The sequence below is a fragment of the Streptomyces sp. NPDC005866 genome (genome assembly GCF_040629895.1).
Taxonomy (GTDB): domain Bacteria; phylum Actinomycetota; class Actinomycetes; order Streptomycetales; family Streptomycetaceae; genus Streptomyces.
Map to the genome: position 1 here is coordinate 1 of NZ_JBEXWP010000060.1, position 1,828 is coordinate 1,828.

Below are 1,828 nucleotides of genomic sequence, written 5' to 3' on the forward strand. Positions count from 1 at the left end.
GCCAATGCCGCGTAGTTAAGCCGCAGGTGGGCTAGTCAAGGGCTGGCTCTGATCGCTGTGGATCCATGCTGAGGCGAGCGTGTAGGTGCCGCGGCCTACTTTGTGCAGGAGCCCGTCGTTGGCCCAGTGACTCAGTTGAGCGCACAGACTGCGGAAGTGGGTGTACTCGAGTGCTTGGGCGATTTCCCGGGCCCGCCAGGGCCGGTGGGGGTCCGTGCGCAGGACCTGGAGGGTGCGGTTTTTGCAGTCGCTCCTGGTGGGAGCTGTTGTCTGTTCCCGCGGAGCGCTCTGCTCAGCCGGTAGGGGTGCACCCGTGGCAGGGCGGGGATGGATATCGATGGCCAGGTGGGTGATGTTCTGGCTGGTCAGCGGCCATGTCTCGGTTGGTTTGGCGGGATAGCGCGACATGGGGCACTTCACGGTGCGAGCGCTGATACGCAAGCGGCGTGCGGGCAGTGGAGCGGCCAGGACGGCCGCGGTGATGGCGCTGTGCTTGGTGGCGGGCTCAGCCGGGGGCAGGACACCGGCGGCTGTGATGACTTGGTCGCGGGCTGCTTGGAGGGCGGCGGTGAAGCTCGCCCGGTCGGGATCGGCGCCTGCCACGGATTCGACGGCGTCCACCATGGCACTGCGCAACGCCTGGTAGAGCGTGAGGAGCGCCCAGATTTCCTGTTCGAGACCGGACGGATCGCAGGAGCGCAGCACCCGGCCGGTGAGCAGGGTATGGCGCAGGGAGTAGAAGGCTGATTCCACTTCCCAGCGTTCGTGGTAGAGGCGCACGAGGGTGTCGGCCGGGTCGACACGGTGGTCGAGCAGGGTGGTGGCCAGCCGGTAGTGGTCGCCGGCCTGCCGGCCGTCGCTGGTGGTCACGGTGATGCGGGCTTCGATGATGCGGAGTTTGAGGCCGCCGAGGCGGGTGAGGAAGGATCCGTCGGGCAAGGTGGCCAGCACTGCGGGACGTCGCCTGGGGTTGAGTCGGACGAGCAGCTGAGCGCCGGTGTCGGCTGCCGAGTTGAGGAAGCCGTCTGCGTCGAAGCCGCGGTCGGCCAGCAGCAGCATCTTCGCGGACAACAGTGGCAGCAGTCGTGACGCGTAGGCTGTCTCGCCTGTGCTGGTGGGTCCGAAGACCGCGCCGAGCAGTCCGCGGGTTCCTGTCTCGCACAGGGCCATCAGCCGCAATGCGGGATAACCGGCCAGGCCCCAGTGATGTCGGATCTTGCCCAGGAAAGCGCGGATGCGCGGCTGGTCGGGGGCCTTGAGTGAGCCGCAGCCGTCGAAGGCCACGGTCCGCCAGCGCCGGTAGCACACACCGGGCGTCGACGGCTGGGCCAGCGGCCCGGCCAGTACTTCGAACAGCGTCTTCAGCGGCGCGGGGCCAAGGCGTCGACGCAGGTCCCGTAGCGCCTTCTCCGAGGGTCGGTGCAGTTGCAGCCCGTGCAATCCGGCGACCAGTTTGTCCCATACCCGTGCGTATCCGAGGGAGGGGAACAGGGCCAGTGCCAGGAGAAAGTACACCCCGACACGTGAGGGAAGGCACCGCAGCCGCTTGTGGGCGGTACGGGTCTGGGCCAGTACATCGTCGACGAGTTCGAAAGGAAGGTACTGGGTCAGCTCACCCAGGTGTCCGGGAGCAAAGACGCCTTCGGCAACCGTGATGGTGCGGGTGAGCGTGGAAGTGGCAGACTGGCCAGGCAACGGGACCTCTTGTGGCAGGAAGATCTTGGTCGGTTTCCCTGCTCTACCAGAGGTCCCGTCCTCGTACCGGCCCAAGCCCCAAGTCCCGCCCAACTTGACCATCTCGCCTGCGGCTTAACTACGCGGCATTGGC

Annotated in this window: 1 protein-coding gene; it reads right to left on the reverse strand. The window is 67.0% G+C overall.

Annotation, left to right across the window (positions count from 1 at the left end; genetic code table 11):
- Window positions 1-15 precede the first annotated feature (15 nt).
- A complete protein-coding gene (locus ABZ396_RS40695) occupies window positions 16-1,695 on the reverse strand; it encodes an IS4 family transposase (RefSeq protein ID WP_358927075.1) in 1,680 nt (559 codons plus the stop codon).
- Window positions 1,696-1,828 lie beyond the last annotated feature (133 nt).